The sequence below is a fragment of the Acidiferrobacter thiooxydans genome (genome assembly GCF_003333315.1).
Taxonomy (GTDB): Bacteria; Pseudomonadota; Gammaproteobacteria; order Acidiferrobacterales; family Acidiferrobacteraceae; genus Acidiferrobacter; species Acidiferrobacter thiooxydans.
This window is the reverse complement of record NZ_PSYR01000002.1, coordinates 794,602-811,338: the sequence shown is the minus strand read 5'-3', so window position 1 is coordinate 811,338 and position 16,737 is coordinate 794,602. Positions and strand designations below refer to the sequence as shown.

Sequence of the window (16,737 nt, the reverse complement as noted above, 5' to 3'; positions counted from 1 at the left end):
CTTCAAGCCCGCACACCCATGGGCATATCCCTTGAATGCCTCGAGGCGAGCACGTGCCGTGCGCGACGCCGCCCCATCCATGGGTCCGGATCCGCGCCCGAGGGCTCAGGGCACCTGCTCGATCATAAGCCAATGGCCATCCTCATCCTGCCCCAAGACGGCATCGGCGATGCGTCGGGGAGGGGTCCGCCCGCGTGAACTCAGGCGCTGTTCCAGGGTTGCAAGGTCAGTGGTGGTGAGCACGGTGCGCGTCGCGGCGATGTCGGTGGCGGCCAGCACCTGCCGGCGCCCGCGCGGCTGTTCGTAGCCGAGCAGCTCGAGATGTGGCCCCGGAGGCGAGGCGAAGAGCGTGGCCACGCGCACGCGTACTCCCGAGAGGTTGTCGAGGCGTTCCTGCTCAGGGCCGGAATTGGTCTGCCGGGTGCCGGGCGTAAGGCCGAAGACCTCCTGGTAGAAGGCCATCGCGCGGTCACAATCGCTTACGCTCAAGGCTGTGTGGTCGATGGCACGGTCTTGCGCCGGGCGCGGTCCAGGTGCTTGCGACGGGATGTCCGCCGGTACCAGCAGCTCCAGAGGGTGGCCATCGGGATCACGGAATTTGTAGGCGGTCACGCCGCCGCTCGCGGGCGGGAGTGTCTGCGGTCCTGATCGGGTGATCGGCCGCCCACCGCCCTGCACGGCGCGCTGCGTAAGGCCCTCGATGTCGCGGCAGGTGATGGCGAAATGCTGAAACCAGAGGTCGTTGGCGCGGCTGTCCGCGGGGTAGGGCGTGGAGGGGGTGAAAAACCGCGCAAGCTCGAGGCGCGTGTCGCCAAGTGTCATGGTGAGCGACTCGAATGGGCGTCCGAGGAGCGCGGCCTGCTCGGGTGTCGCCGGGCACGGGGCGCCGAGGGGTCTAAAACCGAGCACGTGTCGATAGAAGGCCGCGGCGCGCGCCATGTCGTGGACGTTTAACGCAAGCCGCGCGATGCGTATGCCGGGTCCCGGCAGGGGCGCGCCGATCATGGCCGGACCGCCCCGCGGCGGTTCACATAGACACCCAATAGCGTCTGTCCCGCGCACAGGAACAGGCGGCTGCGCTGGCGCCCGCCGAAGGCGAGATTCGCCACCGGGGTATTCGTCCGGATCTTGCCAAGTAGGGCGCCTTGCGGGTTGAGGCAATGGACGCCGTCGGCGGCGCTTGTCCAGACATTTCCGTCCTCGTCGCAGCGCAGGCCGTCGGCACCGCCCGGCACCACCTCGTGGAACACCATGGTCGCCCCCAGACGTGTGCCGTTTTCGGTGAGCACTGCCCGGCGAATATGCCGTACTGGGTCGGCCGCGAATTGCTGACCGGTCTCCACGATATAAAGGACGCGCTCATCCGGCGAGAAGCACAGACCGTTTGGGCCCTCGAAGTCGCCGGCCACGACCTCGAGCTCGGCGCGCGCCGGATCGAGGCGGTAGACCGCGGGCCGCTGCTCCGAGACCTGCCTGCCGCCCTCATAGTCTGTATTGATGCCATACAGAGGGTCTGTGAACCATATCGAGCCGTCGCTTTTCACGACCACGTCGTTTGGCGCGTTGAGGCGCCGCCCCTGATAGTGGCTGGCCAATACCGTGATCCGGCCATCCCACTCGGTGCGCGTCACGCACCGGTTGCGATGCGAGCAGCTTATGAGGCGTCCCTCGCGATCACGCGCATGGCCGTTTTCGAACCCGCACGGGGATCGGAATACACTGACCCCGCCGGTCTCCGACCAGCGCAGGACGCGGTCATTGGGGATGTCACTGAACACGAGGCAGTCATGATCGGCGAACCACACCGGCCCCTCGAGCCAGCGAAAGCCTGTGCCCAGGGTCTCGATCGCGGCATTGGGAAGCACGAATGATCGAAACGACGGATCGATGATATCGTAAGGCGCCATGTCATCAACGCCTGTGGCAGGGACGGCATGGTATCCGGTCGCCAAGGCGCACGGTCATGAGCACCGCGGGCTCGGATCCGATCGTCCCGGACCGGTGGCCCTTGCGCCCCTCGGCGTCGGTCACGCAGTTCTGGTCCTCGCCCAGGGACAGATCACCGGGCCCCATCTCGACACGTGTCCCGTCCATGGATTCCACCCACCAGCGACCGGTGAGCGGAACGATCCATTGTGGGGCCGGATTCTCATGCCATTCACCGACCCAGCCCACCGGCTGGACGGTGAACACGACAGTGGCGCGCTCCTCGGGCTGGGCATCGTTCCATTGCGCCGCCGCCCCGCCTATACCCTTCAAGGAGAAACGATCGAGGACGCAGCGGTCCTGATGACTTACACCCTGTTTATCGGTCCAGATATGCCAGTATCCGACCTGTGGTGTGTCGCTGGTGTCCGTGGGGCTTTGGTGGGCGGATTGTTTTTCAGGGGCTGAGGGTGGCATGGCAACCTCCATTCAAGGGCCGTGGCGCGTGTTTGCCTTGGGGGCGACCTGTGCCGCGGTGTGCGCGCCGGGCATCGCGTGATGCGCCGGTGCGGGCGCGGCCAGGGACCCTGCAACAACCAGCAAGAGCCCGCCAACGAGGCCAAAGTTTTTCAGGAAATCCCAGAAATGGGCCGCACCTTCGGCATTTCCACCGGACCAGAACCCGGGGAATTTCCAGAAGGGATGAAAAAGGATAGCGGTGGCCACACAAAAGGCGGACAGCACCAGGGATGCAATCACAGGATGCCACAAAATGACGATGCACACGGGTGTCGTAAATTCAATGATGATGCCGGCAATCAGCATGGCCCGCGCACCCCCCAGGGGCGAGGATTCGGCTTGCTCCATGGCCTTGTCCCAGTGCACGATCTTGTCGAGCCCACTGAATGGGAACAAGACGACGAGGCATACGCGCGCCACGATCGCAAGTGCACTCATGACCGTCTCCGGATGACTTTGTGGGTAGGGATACGCATCGACATCGTGTCTAACCCAGCCGCGCCATGATGCTATCGGCCACGCGTAAGGCGTTGGCGATTATCGTAAGAGTCGGGTTGACCGCGCCTATAGAGGGAAAGAAGCTCGCATCGGCCACATAAAGATTGTCGATCTCGTGCGCCTTGCAGTCGATGTCGAGGACCGAGGTCGCAGGATCGGTCCCAAAGCGCAAGGTCCCGGCTTGGTGGGCCGTGCCGGCTATAGGGATGTCCTTCCCGAGATAGAGACTGCGCTCCATTAGGAGCGGATGGACATCAGCGGACTTAAGGAGTCGCTTTAGCTGTTGGCGCAGGCCGTGATGGGCCTCCATATTGTTTTGCGTAAGATCCAAAACCGTGCGCTCCCCGTCATAGAACACCCGATTTTCCGGGCGCGGCAGGTCTTCGCTCGACAGCCAAAAGCTCAAGCTGCGTTCGGCAAGCGCCTCGAAGGGTGCCTTCGGCAGCCAATTCATCCACTCGGGGAGTACCTCGCCCTGGACCTGGGCCGGATGGGTCTTGGCGAGCATCTGGATGAGGCCGAGCGGATAGTCTTGATCGGGACCACGCACGTAGAAATCGCTGATTGCGAGCGTCTTTTGAAAAATCGTGCGGTTGGGGTGGCGCAGGAGGGCCATGAGTACCGATTGATTATGGCGCATGTAATTGCGTCCCACCTGCCCCGAGCCATTGGCCAAGCCGTTTGGGTGGTGGTCGCTTGCGGAACGTAGCAGCAGCAAGGCGCTAGACAGCGCCCCACAGGCGACGACGACGATATCGGCGCCATATTCTTCATGGCGCCCCTCGCGAGTTACGTGGACCTTGGCGATCGTGCGTCCCGAGCTGTCAGTCTCGAGTCGCGACACATAGGCCCCGGTGAGGAGTGTCAGATGGTCCGGGTAGGCGGCCAGGGCGGGATCGACACAAATGACCTGGGCGTCGGCCTTGCCATTGGTGGGGCAGGGAAATCCGTCGAAGGCCTCGCAGCGGATGCACGGGCTCGTGGGTGATGCCACCCCATCCTTTTCGTCTAGCAGAATTCCGAGCGGGAGGTGGAAGGGGTGGGCGCCGGCGCGGCGCAGATCCTCCGCGAGGGCGGCGATTTCCGGTTCGTGCGCGACCGGTGGGAACGGGTAGGGGTCGCTCGCCGGTGGTTCGTTCGGGTCCTCGCCGCGCACGCCATGGACATGGAACAACCGTTCGGCACGGGTGTAGTAGGGTTCGAAGGCCGCGTAGGGCAGGGGCCAGGGTGGCGATAGGCCGTCCGGGTAGGAGATTTCCTCGAAATCGCATTCGCGCAGACGAAACAGTGCCGCGCCGTAGACCTTCGAGTTGCCACCCACGAAATAGTGCAGCCCCGGGTGGAAGGTTCGGCCATCGGCCCCGTACCAGGTCTCTTTGGCCTGGTATTTGGCCTCGACGAATACCGCCTTGGCGTCCCAGTTTTGCGGAGAGCGTTTCAGGTAGTCGCCGCGTTCCAGCAGCAAGACGCGCTTCCCGTGCGCGGCCGCCTCGCGGGCCACCGAGCCGCCCCCCGGGCCGCTGCCTATGACGATAAGATCGTAATGGTCGTGCGCCGCCATGTCGATGGTATCCTTCCAGGTACCAATGACAAGGGTAACACATTAGACGGCCGGCTGGGATCGGCCATTTATCATAGGTGCGAGATGCGTGGCACCACTCCCCGTACCGGACACCGCGGTGCGACAGGCGCGCATCAATGCCGACTACCCGCGGGCGCGGCCGCTTACCGGTCCGTGGCACGTCAAATTTCCCTCATTTCCATGATTATCATAAGGAGAGACAGCATGCAGCTCTATGACGGTCCGCGGCCGAATCCGCGCGCAGTGCGCATGATGATGCACGAGAAGGGCATTAAGATCCCACGGGTGGATCTCGACATCGACGGCGGTGAAAACCGCAGGGCGCCGTTTGTCGATCGTAACCCGAGCGGACAGGTGCCGGTCCTCGTGCTTGACGACGGGACGTTTCTTGCCGAGAGCGCGGCGATCATGCAGTATCTGGAGGAAAAATATCCCGATCCGCCGTTGATAGGGGCCACGGCCGAGGAGCGGGCCGTGACCCGCATGTGGTTGCGCCGTGTCGAGCGGCGCGTCACCGAACCCTTTTATGCCGCCTTCCATTATGGACCGGCGGCGGCCATGTACCGGTCGCGCATGGTGATCCTTCCCGATTGCGTAGACGGCTTCAAGGCCCTCATGCACGATGGTCTTGGCTGGTTGGACAGCCAGATGGGTGGACGCGCCACAATCGTCCCCGGTCGCTACACAGTCGCCGATATCGCCCTGTTCGCGGCCCTCGACTTTGCGCAGGGCGTGGGATTTTCCTGGTCTGCCGGCCATACGAACCTCGTCTCGTGGTTTGCCGCCATCGCCACCCGTCCCGCCGCCCAGGCGAGCCTCCATCCGTTGGCGGTGGCCCGCGGCCAGCGATGCTGAGGCCGGCGGGCCCTGCCGCCTAGGGATAATACTGTCAGATAGCGAAATTCAGGCCACGAACCCGTATTCGTCGAACCCGCAACGGAGACGGACGATGATGAGAACCCGCAAGGCATTGCGGCCAAGATCGATGGGGCGCTCGTGATCGGTGACGAGGTTGGCGAGCATGTGTCTACATGTCGATCAAAGAAATATTGGCTGAAACCGCTAAGGCCAGCGAGCGCGAGCGGTTTCGGCCCGTGTCGATCGTCTCGTATTACATAGTGGCGCAGGCCGCATGGCGCGAGGCAAGCTCAGCATTTTCCGCCCAGGACGCGATCCTGAGGCACCAAGGGGTGACAGGCCTTACGAATCCTGGGGGAGGGCGATGTCAGTCCCTTGATGATCGCGACTTACCTTGCAGGCAGTGCGCGCCGTCAATCCGGCGGGCTGTTTGTGCGGGCCCGGTGCAGGCGCCAGGTCGGGACGCCCTCGGCGCCTGTTTTTTGCTATGCGACATGCACCAAAACCCTTCCGTCGTTTGTGCCACGTCCCCGACGTCCGCGGAGCGGACCGTGGCTCTCATAGGGTGGGCTATCAAGCGAAGGGCCGATCAGCTAGTACTTGAGCGGCGCTACAATGCCCTCGTCTATTTGCAGGGAACGCTCATGCCATCGCATAAGGGACGCCGCCTTCGACCGCTTATATTCGCGGTTGTCGCGTTTTTGACCGGATGCGCGCAAAAGGGATATTGGCTCGTGCATCCCAAGGGTGCGATCGCGCGCACGGAGTGGCATACCACCATCCTGGATGCCGCGGTCATGGGGGGCGTGGTGCTTGTGGCCGGCGGTCTGGTGGCGGCCTTCTTGTGGCGATATAGGGTCGGCGGCAAGTCCCGGAGTTACGATCCCACCTTCACGGCGTCGCTCGTCATAGAGGTGTTGGTATGGGGCGTGCCCCTCATGATCGTAGGGTACCTGTCGTATTTTTCCGTAAAGAGCGTGTTTGCGACAAACCCCTACAATCCGCTTGCGGTGCGCCGTGCTGTGGCCCGGGAGGGACACATGAACGAGGCCTTCACGCGCCGCGCGGACCCGTCCGGGGTCAATGCCATAGACCCCGCGGCCCATCCCGTACGCCCCTTACGCGTCGATGTCGTGACCACCGATTGGCAATGGGTCTTCATCTATCCAAAACAGGGGATTGCGACCGTAGATGAGCTCGTGGTCCCGGTCCGGACGCCGGTGAAATTCCAACTCACCTCTGCGACCGTGGTGAATGACTTCTTCATTCCTGAGCTTGTAGGCGAGATCGACATCATGCCCGGGATGCGCACGAAGCAGGGCATGATCGCAAGTCGCACCGGAACCTATCACGGCTATTCCGACGATTTTAGTGGCGGCGGGTTTTCGTGGATGGGCTTTGTCACGCGTGTGACAAGTCCGGAGCGCTTCAAGGGTTGGGTACGACACGTGCAGGGCGCCAAGGATCGCCTGACATATGCCCGTTTCACGCGCGTGGCCCAACCGACCATAAATCTCGTAGACAAGATCCGGCATTTTTCCCATGTGCAGACGGGGCTTTTCGATCACGTCATTGAACAGGTCATGGAAGGCCGTGTCTATCGAACGCCATTGGCTATGACCGAGAGCATGACCAAGCCCATGAAGGTGCGGTTGATTAAGTGAGCTAAAGGAGTGTTTTGATGCTCGTTCATTACCCGGGTCCCTGGAGTCCGCTTCTCGGACGACTCGCCTTAAAGGAGATCCCGTACCAGAATCCGATCCTCGTCTGGACCTTCGTACTGGTGGCCTGCGCGACGCTCGTGATTCTCGGGGCGATCACCTACTATCGGTCATGGGGTTACTTGTGGCGAGAGTGGCTGACCACTGTCGATCACAAGAAGATCGGTGTCATGTACTGTCTTCTAGGGCTCGTGATGTTCTTCCGCGGCTTTATCGACGGCGTCATGATGCGCACCCAGCAGGTCATGGCCGTGGGGCCGCAGTCACCCGGTTACCTCGGGGCCCTGCACGGTTACCTGCCGCCTTACCATTTCGGGCAGATCTATAGCGCGCACGGGACCATCATGATCCTGTTTGCCATCACGCCGATCCTAATTGGGCTTATGAACATCGTGGTCCCCTTGCAGATCGGCGCCCGCGACATGGCCTACCCCTATCTGAACGCGGTATCGTTTTGGCTTACGGCGGCGGCCACAGGCCTTGTTATGATCTCGCTTTTCGTAGGCGACTTCTCCCATGCTGGGTGGGTGGGCTTAAGCCCGCTTACCGAGCTTGCCTACAGTCCGGGTGTGGGGGTCGACTACTGGATATGGGCGGTGCAGATCGGCAGCGTCGGTACCACGCTTGCCTCGATCAACATCATCATAACTATCCTTAAACTGCGTGCGCCCGGCATGACCTGGACGCGCATGCCGATATTCTGCTGGACCGCGCTCAGTACGAGCGTCGTGGGCTTGAGCTCCTTCCCGGTATTTACCGCGGCGGTGGCGCTTTTAAGTCTCGATCGTTATGCCGGGACGCACTTTTTCACGCCCGGCCTCGGCGGTAATCTGATGCTCTACACCGATCTCTTTTGGATTTGGGGCCATCCCGAGGTGTACTACGTGATCTTGCCGGCCTTCGGCATCATGTCGGAGATCATACCGACGTTTTCCGAGAAGCCGCTTTTTGGTTACATGACCATGGCCGCAGCAAGTATCGCCATAGGAGGCGTGTCGTGGTCGGTGTGGCTGCATCATTTCTTCACAATGGGGGCGGGGCCCGGGGTAAACTCATTTTTTAGTATCGCGAGCATGCTTGTGGGGATTCCCACGGGGGTCAAGGTCTTCAATTGGGCGTTCACCTTGTACCGTGGACGCATACGCTTCGATCTCCCCATGCTGTGGGCCCTGGCGGCCCTGGTCCTGCTCCTCACCGGGGGGCTTTCCGGCATGATGCTTGCTATGCCGGCGATCAACTACACGGTCCATAACAGCGTCTTTGTCGTAGCGCACTTCCACAACATGCTAAACGTCGTGGGGTTCGCAGCCATAGGGGGCATTAATTTCTGGTTCCCGAAGGTTTTTGGATTCAAGTTGGACGAGCGCATTGGTAAGCGCGCCTTTTGGTTCTTCAGCGCCGGCACGGTAGTGTTGTTTGGCTCCATGTATGCGTTGGGGTTCATGGGCATGCCACGGCGCATAGACTACATCCCCTTCGTGTCATGGCGACCGCTTTTGATCAGTGAGGAGGTTGGTATCTTTTTGTTCCTGATCGCCGCCTATTACATGTTCAAGCAGATGTATGTCAGCATTCGCGACCGGGGGCAACATCGTGTGACAGGCCCGGACCCCTGGCGGACGGCGCGCAGCCTCGAATGGCTCACGCATTGCCCGGTGCCATTTTATAACTTTGCCCTGCTGCCTTATATAAACAGCCGTGACGAGTGGGCATGGCGGCGCCAGCACGGGCTCGTGAACCTACGCCCAGACCACTACGAGGACATCCATCTCCCCAGCAATACCTTCGTTCCCGTCCTGCTCGGGGCGCTCGCCTTCGGCCTTGGGTTTGGCATGGTGTGGCGCATGTACTGGCTGGCGAGCTTGAGCCTCCTTGGTATCGTGGCGGTGGTGATTGCCCGATCCTTCGAGGGAGATCCCGGGCACACCATTCCTGGGGCGCGAATCCGTGAGGTCGAGGAAGGCCTGCTCTCAGATCCGGGCAGAGAGGCGCCGGTTGCCGGTGTGGCGGGGGGAGCAGTGGCTTTTCAGGCCTCCGTGACGCCGCGCAGCCCGGTGCAGGGGCCGTAACGCGAGCCCTCACGATAGCGCCCTATGCATGCGAGGCCTATGAATGTCAAGGAGGTGCTGTGAGTAAAGAGGTCTATGTCGATCCGACGAATGCCGTGCTCTGGCAGCGCCATCCCCATGAGCATGATAGCATTTCAACGAAGACTCTAGGGTTCTGGCTGTATCTACTTAGTGATTCGATGATCGTATCGAGCCTGTTTGCGAGCTATCTCGTATTGAATCATCGCGTCAATGCCGCGGCCGGCCCAACGGCCGGCACGGTCACACACCCTGTGGTGGCCTTTTTTGAGACCGTGCTATTGTTTTCCGCAATCCTCGCTTATGGTTTCGCAATGGTGGGATTAAAGCGCGGGGACAAAAACACCGTACTGTCCGGGCTTGCCGGCGCCATCGTTCTGGGCGCGGGGTTTCTTGTGGTCGAGGGAGTCGATTTCGCAGGGCTTGCGCTGCACGGCATGGTGCCAGAACGCAGTGGATTCCTATCAGCGTTTTATACGCTGGTACTCTATCATGGCGCACACCTTGTCTTCGCGATTCTATGGACGGCAGTGATGATGGTGCAGGTGGTACGCGAGGGGTTTACACAGAATGTCGTCTATCGGCTCCTGAACTTGAAGCTGTTCTGGTTTTTCCAGGGGTTTCTCTGGATTTATGTGTTTAGTTTCGTCTATCTCACGGGGGCCCTCCATGTCCACTAGCACACACGACGATCCTCTGCGGCACCCTGAGGTGCAATTGGCTCATGGTGGGCAGTATGTGGTGGGCTTTGTTCTGTCTTTGATTCTCACCGCCCTGCCTTTATGGCTCGTGGTCGATCATATGGGTACAAGGCTTCGCCTAATGCTTGTTGTGGTGGCTTCAGCCGCGGCGCTCACGCTAGTTCAGGGTTACTTCTGGTTGCGGCTGGATGTCTCTCCCACGCAGCGTTGGATGACCGCGGCGTTCGTGCTTTTCGTACCGCTTTTCGTCATGACCATCGGGCTTACGGCGTGGATGTTTGCGACTCTCTACACGCGCACCATGATCCCAACGTTGATGCATGCCCCCGCTTTCGGCCATTAGGCTATCAGGCATACGTGCGGCGGCGGATGGCGTGGACGGGCAGCTGCGCGGATCCTGGCGCTAGTTTCGCACGTTGCGCGTGATGCGATCCCCGATCGGAGTGCCGCCCGCAAGGACCTGCGGCCAGTCGGTGCTGCGGGCCGTGAATACCATTATCCGCCTGATGGCGGCCCTAGCGATTGCGGGATGGGTGCGGACAGGATAGCGGGATTTAAGGGCGGCGCTCGACGCACCACAGTGTCCGGCATCTAGGTAATGTTTCCGCCATCAGTCTCATCTCGGCGTTTCGTTTCGATGCGCGCGATCCACGACGTGAGTTTACGAATCCAGAAGGTCGGGAAGGTCGCGATGATGGTTATGATGGTGACTGCGATCAAATACGCGATAAGCATGATGGCGACCTGTCGTATCCATGGCCGGCCGTGGCCGTAAGCGATTTATTGTCGCCCATCTGCCGGCGCGACGCCAGCGGTCCGCGTGCGCCGACGTCCGCGTACGGTTACGCCAGCCGGCGTGCGGCCGCGGACCGGACTCGGACGGTTCGGGATGGCGTCGAGCCTTGTGGTAGGACCCGGATCGGCACCGACCCATCAGTGGCACCCCGGGCGGCCACGGTGAGGCGGGTGTCGCCGGGGTGCCCCGCAGGGATGCCGGAGGGGGCCGCGAGCCGGAGCGGGCGCGGCGCACGCCATGGTCCGGCCGGGTCCGCGCGGTCGGCGCCGACGCCCCGAGCGGTCGTTATCGCAGGCCGACCGGGTGATAAGCGCGGTGTGTGGGGGCGGCTTTAAGGCTCGCATGGGTTCCAAGAGAATGGTCTTCGAGACCTCGCCGGCTGCGCGGTCGACGAGCTTTGGTCCCTGACTGGAGGGGGCCTGGGCGGTATCGGCGACCACGAAATCCCGGATCACCGGGGTCAGGAGGGCATTCGTGGACGGCCCGATCGAGCCGGCGGTAGGGGGCGGGTATCCGGTCTGGCCGGCGCGCCGGACCTTGCGTGCCGGGACCTGCGGGTTGCCGTTGCCGAACCCCCTGACCGCGTCCGGCAAGGGCCGCCCCACGCAGGGTCGCCGAGCGGTTCGTCGGCGTGTCAGGGCCAACACCTCCGCCAGCCCTCACCGCAATCGTCGGGCAGGGGTCTTTGGGGCCAGACCCGTTCAGAGGCCTGTCGGTGCACCCAGGCTGCGATCTTGGACCCACCCGCTCAGGGCAGGCCGCCTCGCGATCGGACTCGCCCCATCGCAGGCGTTATCCCTTGCCGGATCTCGTACCTCTCAAACCTCCTGTTGCCCATCGCCTCTGCTCTCGAAAGAGGCCCGAGCGGGTAACGCACCAAGGGGCCCGAAACGGGGCCCGGCACCCTGACATGGCCTCTTTAGGCCGCGGATCGACTGGCGCCATTACGGCGCGAATGGACTGGTGCTTTTAGGCCGCGAACGCAACGGCTCCATGGGGCGCACATCATAAAGCTCTACAAGAGGTCTTTTACGCACCCCCATCCGACCTCGCGCGCCGAAGTCCCTTCCCCGCCTGGATAGCACACCAAAAGATCACCGGCCACGCCGCTATTCAAGGGTGCTTTCGGCACAAGAGGTGAGATGGACCCCAACCCCTGGACAGAATCTCCCGATCCTTAGGTGGATTATCTGCCGGGTTGGTCAAGCGGCTAGATCCCAGGACGCTGTGGTGTAAGCCTCCCACGGTGTCCGTCGATCCAGTGCTTGATGGGGCCTCTCATGATTATAGAAATGGAAGTATTTTGCAAGAGAGGCCCGTGCTTCAGGTATCGATGCATAGGCCTTGAGATACACCTCCTCATACTTGACAGAGCGCCACAACCGCTCGACGAACACGTTGTCACGCCAGCAGCCCTTGCCATCCATGCTGATGTCGATCGTGTGGGCCTTCAGGACGTCTGTGAAGGCCTCGGAGGTGAATTGCGCCCCTTGGTCGGTGTTGAAGATCTGCGGGGCCCCATAGAGCTCCAGGGCCTCCTCCAGGGCCTCGACACAGGAGTCGGCCTCCAGGGTGGTGGCCAGCCGCCAGGCGAGCACCGCACGCGTGGCCCAGTCCATGATGGCGACGAGATAGCAAAAGCCCCGGGCCATGGGGATGTAGGTCACGTCCGCACACCAGACCTGGTTGGGCCGGGTGATGGTCATGCCTCGCAAAAGATAGGGATAAATGCGATGACCCGGACCCGGGGCGCTGGTCTTGCGCCTGGGGTACAGGGTCTTGATCCCCATGACCTGCATGAGCCGCTGGATGCGCTTGCGGTTTACGAACACGCCGTCGCGCTCGAGCCGGTCCCGCAGGCGCCGCGAGCCCAGGAAGGGGTGCTGGAGGTGGAGGGCATCGAGCCGCTTCATGAGCGCCAGATCGTCCTCGGAGACCACAGGCTTCCCCTGGTAATACACGCTCGAGCGGGGCACGCCAAGCCACGCGCATTGGCGTGCGATCGGCACCACCGGATTCTCGCGCTCGACCCGTTGGAGTCTCTCAGCCGTGGTCATTTGCCGAGCACTCGTGCGAAAAAATCGTTCTGGACCGTAAGCTCTCCAATCTTGGCCAGCAAGGCCTCGCGATCGCTGGTGGGTGTCGTCCCCGTGGGCTTGCCGAAAATGCTCGCCGCCTGGTCGATCAACTGCCGGCGCCACTGGGTCACCTGGTTCGGATGGACCTGGTGTTTGGCTGCGATCTCATGGATAGTCTTTTCCCCGGCCAGGGCCTCAAGGGCCACCTTGGCCTTGAACTGCGGGGCGTGATTGCGTCGTGTCTTGCTCATAGGATTTCTGCTCCTTGTTGCGTTACTGTAAGGGCAGATAATCACCTAAGCTAGTGTCCAAGAATTGGGGTCCATCTCTAGGCGCGATCACCCAAGACCGCTGGCGGCAAGGCTGCCCATTAAGGTCTGCACACCCCAAAGAAGGGCTTGAGGCCCGGGATGCTCAAGAAAACTGTAAGCGCAGGGTGATTGTATCGATCGAGAGTGCGCATGGCGCCATATTATCCGCGGCAAGGCGATGAACGGCTGGCATGCTCGGCGTACTGGTCGCACGGCCTCGATCTCCAACGGGACCAAGGCCTGAGCGAGGCGTGCTAACGGTGCGCGTCACGCGCCCACAAAAGTCCGTTACCGAAATTCCACAGATGAGTCTGTTTCATGCCGTTCATCCTGGTAAACGCATCATAATCTTCCATTTATCCTGATGGGTCGTGTCCTTATCAGAAACATCTTTCCTGAAACGGCGATCCCAAAGCACCATGCGCACGCCATGCAAGATGCGCATGCCCTACCGGCACAGCATCGTGTGTAACGACACTCACCGCCCCGCATGGCGGCGTATCGAAGGAGCGCGTAAACGTGACCGAGCCGACAAACCGTGTGCATTTACTGAGAAAGTTGGTATTACCGATTGCCATCGCAGCGTCCCTGTCCGCATGTGTCAGCGGCGGCGGTGGCGCGGGCGCCGGGACCTCGGTAAGTCCGGGATCCCAGTCTTCCGGTAATGGTGCCCCGGCCAGCACCAGCGCCAATAGCAACACCGACGCCGCGATACCCATCACCGGCAGCACCATCCCCATGAGCCAAGCCTTGAATACCCCAGGCGCCGGCACGGGCCAGACCATATATGTGTCGACCACGGGGTCCAACAGCAATAATGGCCTGTCGCCACAGACCCCTTTGCAGACGATCCAGCAAGCCGTCGACATCGTCCGCCCAGGTGGCACGATAGAAATAATGGGTGGCACTTACGCCGGGGGTATCACCATAAGCAATCCCGGAACGGCGACCGCATGGATCACTATGGAGCCTTACCAAAATCAGCCGGTCGTGATCGACGGCGGGTCGGCTATGAACAATCTGTTCTTCACAAACTCGAGCAACGCCCCGAGTTATTGGGAAGTCAAGGGATTTACTTTGCGCAGCGCGCTCCAGTATGGCGTCCAGATAGACACACCGGACGTGAAGATCGTCGACAACGACATCTACTACACAAACTACTCGATCATAAAGCTGGTTAGCACGGCACATAACATAGTCATATGGGGTAACCAGCTCCATGACAACAACCATGCATCGGCGCAGGCCTATGTGTCGAAGGCCGTGGACATGGTAGGCGCGGTCAATGTCTTGGTGGCCCATAACAATGTGTACAACATATCTGACATCGGGCTTTACTGTAAGGGAAATGCGACGGACATCACGTTCGCTGACAACACCCTAAACAATATCGGCAGTCGCGGAATCATGCTCGGCCAATCTACGGGCGTACAGTTCCTGCAGCCTGGAAAAACATACGAGTCCTACAATAGCATCATCAAAAACAACGTTATTACAAACGATCAAAGTGCGTGTTTGTCTGAATCCTCGTCCTACGACGCAGAGATTTACAATAATTCGTGCTACAATGCGGCGATTGTACACCACGGCGCCATTTTTATTTCCAATGAGTCGGCACTCCACCAGGCTGGGACGAACGTCTATATACGCAACAATATCATCGAGGATTCCTCGTCGCTTCCTATGGTCGTCATAGCTCCCCATGCTATGACAAACTATGCGACCTTGCACATAAACCACAACATGTACTATGACCCGGCGGGCGTCACGTTCGAGTGGGATGACAAGAACATCTACAATATGCCATTCCAAACATGGCAGCAGACCACGGGCCTCGAATTGAACAGTGTCGTGGCAAATCCCCAGTACGCGAATGTCACGCCGGTGGGTGCGGTAATGCCGTCGATCACCGGCAATACGCTACTGTCCCTGAGCCCGTCAAGCCCGGCCATAAACGCCGGTGTCGTGTTGCCTTCGGTGACGCACGATATCAATGGAGTGGCGCGGCCGTCCACGGGTTCCTACGATATGGGTGCGTATCAGTAGAGCGCCTGATCGCGGCGCGCTCCAACAAGGGCTTGGGGCAAACGCTGGGCGCAACACGCCTAGCCGCCCGAGATTCGCCCAACCGGGCCGCCATTGACGCTTTGCAGTTGGAGTATGTGGTTGACGCGTGAGTGTTCGCGCAAGCCCCGGGGCCGGGATGGTCCCGGGGCCATTTTTTGGCCGCGGGCGCAAACGGCAGACGGCCCCACAGTGCTTTAAGCGATGGGCCAATGCGCGTGCAAAACGCGTTTGCGTGGCCCGAAAGACCTACCTGTCTGGGGCGAACCCGATACGGAAATTTGGGTGTCTTGGGACGAGGTTGGCAAGCGCCGCTTATATAGTCGGGATGCCTTGCTTAGGGCCCTGGTCGCTTGGTGCCACGGCCCCGGTCCTGGCAAGGCCGCGCGTGATAGGGCAAGGGGTGCGCGCCCCCTCAGGCGGGCGCGGCGGTCGTTATTACCTAGGGGTCGACTGCGCGCGTCTTGTAAGGTTCGGGTCGCAGCCATTCGATTCGTCACCCTAGACAGTACCCGTATATTACGCGACACCGGCCGCGAAGGCGCGCATGGTGCCGGTAGCTCGCTCGGTGTGCGCACGCGGCCAAGCCGGGCGGCAAACGGTGTACGATCACTACAGAATGTATTAGCCGTTATAACGTGGCAGCCCGCAGCTCCAGCAAGCGGAAGACCATAAATTGGGAATAGCCGACCGACGAGATGACCAACGGTGGCGCCTTGTTTAAGGATAGAGATCCGTTCGCGCACATTACCTACAAACAGCCGGTCCACAGCAAGAGTTGCACCTGGGCGGATCAATGGCTGGTCAAATTGATGCCCGAGCCCTTCGCGGAAATGAATTCGTTCGATGCGCGCAACCTCGGCGTGAAAGACAGCGATTGGGTCATCATCCGGTCGGCGCGACCTATCCCAAGGGATATAAGACCCAGGTGCCGATTATGCCCGCCGTGCGGCCCAGCGTGGTGTCGTTTCCAGCGGCGTTCGGCCACTGGCCTTACAATTCCGGCCACTGGACTGTAAACGGGGAGACGCATCGTGGCGACGACGCCAAGAATGCCCGTACGCGCATGAATCATCTTATGCGCCTTGACCCCAGCATTACTGCCGAGGGCGGCTGGGGCACCTGTCTGCAGGATCCGTACGGGGGTAGTGCGTGCTACTACGATACGCGCGTCCAGATCGAGAAGACGATGGTGCCCAAGGAAGGCATGTATATTCGGGAGGCGCGTATCTGATCTGGCGCGGGAAAGCCCTTATCATCAGAAGTGATGGGGCGTTTTGCGGCCCTTGGTCATGGGGGCCGCTCGGCCCGTTTTTGAAAGATGGCGGGGGTTTCGATGGCTCGGCCCGGCGAACGACAGGCGACTTCTGAAGTGCTTCGGATATTTTCCGGCCTGTTCGATGGACCGCCACCGCCTGCGGTGGCGGAGGCGTTGCTGCACGATACCATTCCGCCGCTATGGCGGATACAGGATTGCCCGCCCCGCGATCAGGGTGCGCAAATCGGCAACTTCGAGAGCCAGTACGAGGCGCTCTTTCTCATCCCTACGCATGATCATATAAGCCCTTACATTTCCCACCATCCATGAAAAGGGGG

The 16,737-nt window shown here is 61.0% G+C and carries 16 protein-coding genes; 9 read left to right on the top strand and 7 right to left on the bottom strand.

The window, feature by feature from the left end:
• Positions 1-105: 105 nt before the first annotated feature.
• Genes C4900_RS10945 through C4900_RS10925 form a run of 5 tightly spaced genes read right to left on the bottom strand, consistent with a single transcriptional unit; the run spans position 106 to position 4,504 of the window.
• The gene (locus tag C4900_RS10945; RefSeq protein WP_065969215.1) at positions 106-1,005 is read right to left on the bottom strand and encodes a VOC family protein; all 900 of its coding nucleotides are present in this window, start codon (positions 1,003-1,005) and stop codon (positions 106-108) included.
• Positions 1,002-1,907 carry an SMP-30/gluconolactonase/LRE family protein gene (locus C4900_RS10940; RefSeq protein WP_114283084.1) on the bottom strand — a complete coding sequence of 302 codons (906 nt, stop codon included), beginning with the start codon at positions 1,905-1,907 and terminating at the stop codon, positions 1,002-1,004. Before C4900_RS10940 ends, C4900_RS10945 begins: the two co-directional genes overlap by 4 nt.
• A 4-nt stretch (positions 1,908-1,911) precedes the next feature.
• The gene (locus C4900_RS10935; protein WP_176715928.1) at positions 1,912-2,403 is read right to left on the bottom strand and encodes a cupin domain-containing protein; all 492 of its coding nucleotides are present in this window, start codon (positions 2,401-2,403) and stop codon (positions 1,912-1,914) included.
• A 12-nt stretch (positions 2,404-2,415) separates the two neighbouring features.
• The gene (locus C4900_RS10930) at positions 2,416-2,883 is read right to left on the bottom strand and encodes a DoxX family protein (RefSeq protein WP_065969217.1); all 468 of its coding nucleotides are present in this window, start codon (positions 2,881-2,883) and stop codon (positions 2,416-2,418) included.
• Positions 2,884-2,932: 49 nt separating this feature from the next.
• Positions 2,933-4,504, bottom strand: coding sequence for a GMC oxidoreductase (locus C4900_RS10925; RefSeq protein ID WP_065969218.1), 1,572 nt, complete (start codon positions 4,502-4,504; stop codon positions 2,933-2,935).
• Between the two features lie 225 nt (positions 4,505-4,729).
• On the opposite strand from C4900_RS10925, the gene C4900_RS10920 reads away from it, so the two are divergent.
• The 5 genes from C4900_RS10920 to C4900_RS10900 all read left to right on the top strand — a co-directional run bounded on the left by C4900_RS10920 (position 4,730) and on the right by C4900_RS10900 (position 10,235).
• Entirely contained in the window at positions 4,730-5,380 is a 651-nt protein-coding gene (locus tag C4900_RS10920; RefSeq protein ID WP_114283083.1) for a glutathione S-transferase family protein, read from the top strand.
• 554 nt (positions 5,381-5,934) lie between these two features.
• Entirely contained in the window at positions 5,935-7,047 is a 1,113-nt protein-coding gene (locus C4900_RS10915; protein WP_211306899.1) for a COX aromatic rich motif-containing protein, read from the top strand.
• A 17-nt stretch (positions 7,048-7,064) separates the two neighbouring features.
• On the top strand, positions 7,065-9,173 hold the full coding sequence (locus C4900_RS10910; protein ID WP_065969220.1) for a cbb3-type cytochrome c oxidase subunit I: 2,109 nt from the start codon (positions 7,065-7,067) through the stop codon (positions 9,171-9,173).
• Positions 9,174-9,232: 59 nt separating this feature from the next.
• Complete coding sequence (locus C4900_RS10905) at positions 9,233-9,871, top strand: cytochrome c oxidase subunit 3 (RefSeq protein WP_065969221.1); 639 nt, start codon at positions 9,233-9,235, stop codon at positions 9,869-9,871.
• Positions 9,861-10,235 carry a cytochrome o ubiquinol oxidase subunit IV gene (locus C4900_RS10900; protein ID WP_065969222.1) on the top strand — a complete coding sequence of 125 codons (375 nt, stop codon included), beginning with the start codon at positions 9,861-9,863 and terminating at the stop codon, positions 10,233-10,235. Before C4900_RS10905 ends, C4900_RS10900 begins: the two co-directional genes overlap by 11 nt.
• Before the next feature lie 248 nt (positions 10,236-10,483).
• Here C4900_RS10900 and C4900_RS16060 read toward each other — a convergent pair whose 3' ends face one another.
• A complete protein-coding gene (locus tag C4900_RS16060) occupies positions 10,484-10,627 on the bottom strand; it encodes a hypothetical protein (protein ID WP_170132517.1) in 144 nt (47 codons plus the stop codon).
• A 1,263-nt stretch (positions 10,628-11,890) separates the two neighbouring features.
• A protein-coding gene (locus C4900_RS10895; protein WP_114282420.1) for an IS3 family transposase occupies positions 11,891-13,017 on the bottom strand; the annotation gives its coding sequence in 2 pieces (ribosomal slippage) (positions 11,891-12,756 and positions 12,756-13,017; 1,128 coding nt in all).
• A 579-nt stretch (positions 13,018-13,596) separates the two neighbouring features.
• Here C4900_RS10895 and C4900_RS10885 point away from each other — a divergent pair.
• The 4 genes from C4900_RS10885 (at position 13,597) to C4900_RS10875 (ending at position 16,729) form a co-directional block, all read left to right on the top strand.
• On the top strand, positions 13,597-15,123 hold the full coding sequence (locus C4900_RS10885) for a right-handed parallel beta-helix repeat-containing protein (RefSeq protein ID WP_141689204.1): 1,527 nt from the start codon (positions 13,597-13,599) through the stop codon (positions 15,121-15,123).
• 716 nt (positions 15,124-15,839) lie between these two features.
• Positions 15,840-16,160 carry a molybdopterin dinucleotide binding domain-containing protein gene (locus C4900_RS17340; protein ID WP_083995672.1) on the top strand — a complete coding sequence of 107 codons (321 nt, stop codon included), beginning with the start codon at positions 15,840-15,842 and terminating at the stop codon, positions 16,158-16,160.
• A complete protein-coding gene (locus C4900_RS16055) occupies positions 16,079-16,375 on the top strand; it encodes a hypothetical protein (RefSeq protein WP_170132457.1) in 297 nt (98 codons plus the stop codon). The genes C4900_RS17340 and C4900_RS16055 overlap by 82 nt, the downstream gene beginning before the upstream one ends.
• Positions 16,376-16,513: 138 nt before the next feature.
• Complete coding sequence (locus C4900_RS10875; RefSeq protein ID WP_114283082.1) at positions 16,514-16,729, top strand: hypothetical protein; 216 nt, start codon at positions 16,514-16,516, stop codon at positions 16,727-16,729.
• Positions 16,730-16,737 lie beyond the last annotated feature (8 nt).

Coding starts and splice junctions, on each gene's coding strand:
- C4900_RS10945 (WP_065969215.1), bottom strand. CDS start 1,005: ATGATCGGCGCGCCCCTGCCGGGACCCGGCATACGCATCGCGCGGCTT.
- C4900_RS10940 (WP_114283084.1), bottom strand. CDS start 1,907: ATGGCGCCTTACGATATCATCGATCCGTCGTTTCGATCATTCGTGCTT.
- C4900_RS10935 (WP_176715928.1), bottom strand. CDS start 2,403: ATGCCACCCTCAGCCCCTGAAAAACAATCCGCCCACCAAAGCCCCACG.
- C4900_RS10930 (WP_065969217.1), bottom strand. CDS start 2,883: ATGAGTGCACTTGCGATCGTGGCGCGCGTATGCCTCGTCGTCTTGTTC.
- C4900_RS10925 (WP_065969218.1), bottom strand. CDS start 4,504: ATGGCGGCGCACGACCATTACGATCTTATCGTCATAGGCAGCGGCCCG.
- C4900_RS10920 (WP_114283083.1), top strand. CDS start 4,730: ATGCAGCTCTATGACGGTCCGCGGCCGAATCCGCGCGCAGTGCGCATG.
- C4900_RS10910 (WP_065969220.1), top strand. CDS start 7,065: ATGCTCGTTCATTACCCGGGTCCCTGGAGTCCGCTTCTCGGACGACTC.
- C4900_RS10900 (WP_065969222.1), top strand. CDS start 9,861: ATGTCCACTAGCACACACGACGATCCTCTGCGGCACCCTGAGGTGCAA.
- C4900_RS16060 (WP_170132517.1), bottom strand. CDS start 10,627: ATGCTTATCGCGTATTTGATCGCAGTCACCATCATAACCATCATCGCG.
- C4900_RS17340 (WP_083995672.1), top strand. CDS start 15,840: ATGACCAACGGTGGCGCCTTGTTTAAGGATAGAGATCCGTTCGCGCAC.
- C4900_RS16055 (WP_170132457.1), top strand. CDS start 16,079: ATGCCCGCCGTGCGGCCCAGCGTGGTGTCGTTTCCAGCGGCGTTCGGC.